A 6,171-nucleotide genomic window follows, 5' to 3' on the forward strand; every position below is an offset into this window, starting at 1 on the left:
GGAACGTTGTGCTTATTACGCATACGGATTGCCGTATTATCTCACCTGAAGGAGTTATGACTAGGGAGCGTCTGGAGCGAGACGTTACGATCTTCTCCCGGATGTTGACGCTCAGAGGAATTCCCGAAGACGGTAGAGTGATTCTGAAAGCGGCCAATTCCTATTGGTTTGTTGTGTCTCTGTTCTCCCTGTGCAATATTGCTGTTTCGGTGACTGTGGTGGACGAGCAGACTGTGCTCGATGAGGTGGCCCAAATCTATGATGAAGCGGGTGCCTGTTGCATCCTTACGGATTCCGATTTAGAACTTCCTCATGCTCTCGTTATTCTGATTCAAGATCTGATTCAAGAAGAAGCAGTACACCCGGATTGGGTGGGAGAGCCAAAGCTTGAAGCCCTCGACTTTAGCAAGTGGTGCGAGAGGTCAGATGCGCTCATTCTGTATTCTTCAGGTACGACGGGCAAACCCAAGGGAATCGTGAAAGCTGGTTCAGCTTTTATGGAGAATATCAGGCATTCCATACACGCCATGAACTACCTACCGTCTGACCACATGCTCCCCGTTGTGCCTTTTTCTCATTTTTATGGAATCTCACTTATCTTCTCCTGGTGGTTAACTTCATGTTCTCTCATCATCTGCAATCCAAAAAACCTCTGGAGCGTCATTGCAAGTATTACGAAAGACCGGGCGACGGTCGTAGACGCTAACCCCTCTGCTTTTTACACCTTGTTGCGTATGCTAAACCGAAAACCCGAACAACTGGAAATGGTCAAGGAAGCTCCGGTGCGCATGTGGTGCGTAGGCGGTTCCCCACTTACCCAAGACCTTGAAGAGAAATTTAACAACATATTTGGACAGCCCCTGCTGAATGGTTACGGCCTTTCTGAACTGGGCAACGTTACACTGGGGACGCTAGAATGTCCGAAGGGTTGTGGTCTACCCTTACCTGGTGTGGATCTGAAAATACTAGATTCTACAGGCAACCAGCAGGCGGACGGTATCGTAGGCGAAGTGTGGATACACAGTGCTGGACGCATGGAAGGTTACTTGAATCGTCCAGACCTGACGCAATCGGTTCTACAGGACGGCTGGTTCAAGACGGGGGATCTGGGCTATCTGGATGACGGAATGCTGTATGTCATTGGTCGCAGCGGTAAGACGGTCAACCGGATGGGCTATATGGTATCTCCTGTCTATATTGAGGATCGGATTGGTTCGCTAGGTTACCGATCCTGCGTGATCACCTTGGAGGATGAGGCTAAAGGGACATTGCTTGTTGCATTCATCGAAAGTGATTCCTCACAGGTCGTGCCTGTGCTCCGCAAAGAGATGAGTCAGGTACTCCCTTCATACATGTTTCCCGATCTTTTGCTTCCGCTCGATCATTTTCCTTTAAATCGCAATGGAAAAGTAGATCGTCTGGAGATGGAGCGTGTTGCTCTAGAGAAAGCTGCTTCTCGCAAAGCATAACAAGATATATACCAAAACTGCATACAGGAAAGGGAGAATGTGCCATGAGTATAAATCCAGAACTGGCAGAAAACACACTGTTTCTGAAAAGGCATGAATCTATTCTGAAATGCCTCAATTATTTGATTGAAAATCGGCAGGAAGTGATGGATATTCTCACACAATTTTCATCCTATCGGGCTGCCAATGCAGAAATTGACTCCACGATCCTCACACTTCAAGGTGCTCTGCAAGAAGTGCAGACCTATCAGCCAAGCTGGCAACGATCTATGGCTGTATTCATGCCTTCCAACGTCATTTTGTACTCCTATGCATTATACCTCTTGATTCCGTCCCTGTACGTTGAAAATATAGACTTTCGCCCTTCTTCTCACGTAAACGAGTACGTCAACATGCTGCATGAAAAGCTTCAGGCTGTACACGGATTACCCATCTATATTCGTAAGGTCAGTCAAAGGGTTTTTATGGAAAATTCGGTTATGCCAGCTGATATTGTGGTGTTCACCGGGAGCTATGTCAATGCGGAGAAGATCAAAAAACAAATCCGAAAAGACCAACTCTACATCTTCTATGGACAAGGGATCAATCCTTTCGTCATCGGACCCGATGCTGATCTGGAACTGGCGGTTACCGATGTAATCCGAATGAGACTGTTCAACTCAGGACAGGACTGCCTGGGACCCGACATCATTCTGGTACATCAAGATGTGACAGAGAGCTTCAAAAACCTGCTGATTATGCGGCTTGACCAACTTGTGTTTGGAGCCAACGATGATCCGAACGCAAACTATTCCCCTATTTTCTATAAAGATGCGCTGAACTCGGTTTCTGAATATTTTAATACGAACGATAAGTTTATTATTTACGGCGGTGGCATTGATTTCCGTACGAAAAAGATGGAGCCAACGATTGTATATAGCGAGCTAGATCAGGATTTGGAGATTATTGAGTATTTTTCACCGGTCTTCAACGTGGTTAGCTACCGAGACGACGAGCAGCTGATCAAGCGTATTTCCTCCAGTTATTTCAGTGAACGAGCAATGGGTTGCAGCTTATACGGGTCTAGTCACCTGGCGGACGTTCTGCGGAAGAAGCACACGCTGACCATTAATCAGACGCTTGAGGATGTGGATCAAGGCAATAAGCCTTTTGGTGGCTATGGCACGATGTCGAACTATATTTTTTACGATTTCAAGCTCATTTCGAAGCCGATCTTGATTTCAGAAATTGTCGCAGAATATTTGTCGGAAAAGAGGAGTTTGGTATGACTGCGAGTTTATTCCCTTGGGATGCCATCATTGGCTACTTAAAATCGGCTGGGGTTCAGCATCTCTTTGGATTACCAAGTGATGATCTCAAAATCGTATCGTCACTCCCCTCATCCGGTATGGATTTTATTCTGTGCAAAGATCAACGTAATGCTGTGTTCATGGCAGCAGGTTATGCGCTCACCACCAACCAGATGTCCGTATGCGTTGTGGGGAAAGGCCCTGCGCTCAGTAATACACTTACAGGGCTACTGGAGGCCAAGAACCTGGGCGCTCCGCTCCTGCTTTTGGCGCTTGGCACTGGCGGAGACAAGCTGGGTACCCGATCCTTTCAGGAAGCCGATCAAATCTCACTCGTGAAGCCGCTCGTAAAATGGGCTTATCGTGTCGAGCATGTGGATCGGCTTGTATGGGCGATGGAGCGGGCTGCCTTTTTGGCTTTCAATGGAGCACCGGGTCCCGTCTATATCGAACTCCCTGAAAACCTGATGGACCAGCCTGTGCCAACAGGGCTTCAGTTTACCCCACCAGAAAAGCTGTCGTGCTCTCCGTCTCGTCGGGAGTTGGATGCATCGTGGGAAATTATTGAGAACGCCCGCAGACCACTCATTCTAGTCGGAGGCGGCATGAAGTCAGGTACAGGTGATGTGATTGAGCGGTTCGCTAACCAACATGGAGCGGCCTTGTTCGCAACCGCCTCGGGACGGGGTGTAGTTGATGAAGACCACGAACTCTTCTGTGGTGTTGCAGGACTCTATACAGATCTCAGTCTAAGACAAATCTGGAAGGAATCTGATGTGGTAATCACACTGGGCAGTCGATTGGAAGAAACGGCTACTTTTGAGTGGGATATTTTGCTACAGGATACACCTTTGATTCAAGTCAATGTAAATCTGGAGGATTTTGCACACGAGTACAAGGGTATCAAGGTGCTCGGTGATGGATATGCAGCGGTGGAGCAGTGGCTTGAACGGCGCGGGCAGGAGCCTGATGGAGTGTGGCTTGAAACGATGAGGAGCTGTAAACAGGAGGCTTTTTCTCACAGGGCTATTTATCTGGAAGAGCTGAAAAAGACCCCTGGAATCCACGTTCCTGAGCTGTTGGACATGATTCAGACGGAGTTCCCTGAAAATCTGGTGCTTCTTCAAGAGAATGGATTGCAGGATATGTGGTCCTATTTTTATCCATATTTTCGCTTTGCCCACGGTTCTCTTTCGATTGTTCCTAGTGATCAGACGAGTCTTGGATTCGGTGCGGCTGCTGCTCTGGGAGCAAGCGTGGCAACACAACGTCCAGTAGTAGCACTCGTAGGTGACGGTGCGTTCAATCTCTTCTGTTCGGATTTTATGACGGCGGTGGAGTATCAAATACCGTTAATCTATATCGTACTAAATAATGGTGGCTATGGTTGGTTGCAGAATCAGATGAATTATAAACATCTCACAGGGCAGTCCCTCCCGTTTGTTTCTGAGGCGGCCAAGACAGGAATTCAAATTCCTCAGTATGAGTTTGTGGAAAGCCTTGCAATTCGGAGTAAGGGAGAGGCACGGGAACAGCTTCAGCTTGCTTGGCAAAAGTATCAGGAGAACAAGCTTGTGGTCGTCGAGGTATATGCTGATCTTGCGGATGTGCATGAAAAAATCAGTCATGTGTATGGCGACTTTCCTCTCTACGAGCAACAGGCTTCCAAGAATTAATTTCAACGAAGGACGTGGATACAGTGAGAAGACGTGTTGTAGTGACTGGACAGGGAGTCGTAACGCCGGTCGGGCTTAATCTTACGGATTTCTGGAATTCACTGTTGGAAGGAAAAAGCGGAATCGGACCTGTCACTGCTTTCGATACAGCGGACATTCCGACAAAGATCGGTGCACAGGTTACGGGCTTTGACCCATTGCAATATATGAGCAAGAAGGAAGCTAATAAAGTCGCACAGTTCACTCAGTTTGCTTTGGCGGCTGCCCGGCAGGCAGTGGAGCAATCAAAATTAGTGATTGATGAGCGGAATGCAAGTCGCGTGGGGGTTATTGTCGGTTCTGGAGCAGGCGGCCTCGACGTTATAGAGGAGAACTATGGGAAATTAACAAAGCTTGGTCCCAAAAGAGTTTCTCCTTATTTTGTTTCCTCGATGATGATTAATTCAGCACCTGGTGAAATCTCCATTGCTATTGGAGCCAAGGGGCCTTCTTTTGCTGTGGTTACGGCTTGTGCCACAGGAAGTAATGCCATTGGTGAGGCATTACGTACGATCCAGTACGGCACGGCTGATGTCGTGGTTGCTGGTGGAGCAGAAGCCAATTTTAGTCAGCTTGATCTGGCATCTTTTGCGAATATCCATGCTCTCTCCAGACGTAATGAAGAGCCGCAGAAGGCTAGTCGTCCGTTTGATGTGGATCGTGATGGATTCGTCATAGGTGGAGGAGCAGGAGTTTTGGTGCTGGAGGAGTTGGAGTATGCTTTGAGCCGCGGAGCCACCATTCTGGCCGAAGTTGTGGGTTACGGATGCACAACTGATGCGTATCATATCACGGCTCCAGATCCCTCTGGCTCCGGCCCGGCAGAAGCGATCAACATCGCACTGCAGGATGGCGGCTTAACACCGCAGGAAATCGACTATGTCAATGCCCACGGTACGAGTACGCCATTTAATGATCGTATGGAGATTAACGCTATTCAAAAAGTATTCGGGGAGCATGCCACCCAATTGGCGATATCGTCTATTAAATCCATGACTGGCCATTTAATGGGCGGTGCAGGGGCAGTCGAATTAATTGCGACTGTGCAGAGTATGATTCACAGCAAAGTACCACCGACACTCAATTGCGACAATCCTGAAGCTCCTGAATTGAATTTTGTGCCGCATGTATATCAGGAACGCGAGGTCCGCGCGGCGATTAGCAATTCATTTGGTTTCGGAGGGCACAACGTCTGCCTTGCTGTTCGCAAGTGGGAAGGGGAATAAGCCTGTGAGCGAAGAGCTAATCCATATCCCGGATGTGCTTCCGCACCGGTACCCATTTCTTCTGTTGGATGGCGTGACCGGGTACGAAACGTCGCAATGGGCGAAGGGATACAAGCTTGTCACCTGGAGTGAGTGGTTCATTACTGACACTAACCCATACATGCCTCCTATGTTGATTGTGGAGTCGCTTGCACAATTAGCGGCATTCGCTGCGATTGATAAAAAAGGCATTTCATACCTGACTAACCTCAATGGAATTCGATTCCACAGCTTGGCCAAGCCTGGGGACCGAATTGATCTCTATTTTGAAGTGATCAAGCGTCGGCGGGGCTATATTCTTGGTAGCGGTCGGGCTTCCGTGGACGATCGATTGGTGGTTGAGGCGGAAGAAATTGTTTCACTGGATCAATGACGGGGTGGAAGCGCACGTTAAACTGTCCTTTTGTCCTCCTGACTGCCAGGTGCAGCGGGA

General features: G+C 48.4%; 5 protein-coding genes. All 5 read left to right on the top strand.

Annotation, left to right across the window (positions count from 1 at the left end):
* Positions 1 to 8 precede the first annotated feature (8 nt).
* The 5 genes from JOE49_RS06215 to JOE49_RS06235 are packed head-to-tail and all read left to right on the top strand — an operon-like array spanning position 9 to position 6,111.
* On the top strand, positions 9 to 1,469 hold the full coding sequence (locus JOE49_RS06215; protein ID WP_209940742.1) for a class I adenylate-forming enzyme family protein: 1,461 nt from the start codon (positions 9 to 11) through the stop codon (positions 1,467 to 1,469).
* A 44-nt stretch (positions 1,470 to 1,513) separates the two neighbouring features.
* Entirely contained in the window at positions 1,514 to 2,737 is a 1,224-nt protein-coding gene (locus tag JOE49_RS06220) for an aldehyde dehydrogenase family protein (RefSeq protein ID WP_209940743.1), read from the top strand.
* A complete protein-coding gene (locus tag JOE49_RS06225; protein ID WP_209940744.1) occupies positions 2,734 to 4,434 on the top strand; it encodes a thiamine pyrophosphate-binding protein in 1,701 nt (566 codons plus the stop codon). The genes JOE49_RS06220 and JOE49_RS06225 overlap by 4 nt, the downstream gene beginning before the upstream one ends.
* 23 nt (positions 4,435 to 4,457) lie before the next feature.
* On the top strand, positions 4,458 to 5,699 hold the full coding sequence (gene fabF, locus JOE49_RS06230; RefSeq protein ID WP_209940745.1) for a beta-ketoacyl-ACP synthase II: 1,242 nt from the start codon (positions 4,458 to 4,460) through the stop codon (positions 5,697 to 5,699).
* 4 nt (positions 5,700 to 5,703) lie between these two features.
* Positions 5,704 to 6,111 carry a 3-hydroxyacyl-ACP dehydratase FabZ family protein gene (locus JOE49_RS06235; protein WP_071559525.1) on the top strand — a complete coding sequence of 136 codons (408 nt, stop codon included), beginning with the start codon at positions 5,704 to 5,706 and terminating at the stop codon, positions 6,109 to 6,111.
* The last annotated feature ends 60 nt before the right edge of the window (positions 6,112 to 6,171 follow it).

The sequence above is a fragment of the Paenibacillus sp. PvR133 genome (assembly GCF_017833155.1).
Taxonomy (GTDB): domain Bacteria; phylum Bacillota; class Bacilli; order Paenibacillales; family Paenibacillaceae; genus Paenibacillus; species Paenibacillus polymyxa_B.

Excerpts from the sequence above, each read along its gene's own strand:
- JOE49_RS06220 (WP_209940743.1), top strand. The coding sequence starts at position 1,514 with ATGAGTATAAATCCAGAACTGGCAGAAAACACACTGTTTCTGAAAAGG.
- JOE49_RS06225 (WP_209940744.1), top strand. The coding sequence starts at position 2,734 with ATGACTGCGAGTTTATTCCCTTGGGATGCCATCATTGGCTACTTAAAA.